Annotated in this window: 1 protein-coding gene; it reads right to left on the bottom strand. The window is 64.5% G+C overall.

Going from position 1 to position 279, the window contains the following annotated elements; genetic code table 11:
* Positions 1 to 279: methyl-accepting chemotaxis protein (locus EN859_RS37675; RefSeq protein WP_245525906.1), on the bottom strand; the 279-nt coding region annotated here is incomplete at both ends.

Below are 279 nucleotides of genomic sequence, written 5' to 3'. Positions count from 1 at the left end.
CTCGAGAATATTGCCAATCGACTGTTCGGCCTGACCGACCATCGCGGTGCCGTCCGCAGCCGCGGCCACCGCATCGCTCACCAGCTCGCCAATTTCCTTTGCCGCCGTCGACGCGTGCTGCGCGAGCGAACGCACCTCGGCGGCAACCACGGCAAAGCCCCGCCCGTGCGTGCCGGCGCGCGCCGCCTCCACCGCTGCGTTGAGCGCCAGAATATTGGTCTGAAAAGCAATGCCTTCGATAATGCCGGTGATGTCTGCGATTTTCCGCGCGTTCGATTC

This window comes from Mesorhizobium sp. M00.F.Ca.ET.216.01.1.1 (assembly GCF_004010325.2).
Taxonomy (GTDB): Bacteria; Pseudomonadota; Alphaproteobacteria; order Rhizobiales; family Rhizobiaceae; genus Mesorhizobium.
The sequence above is the reverse complement of the archived record's forward strand: the minus strand, read 5'-3'. Positions and strand labels throughout refer to the sequence as shown.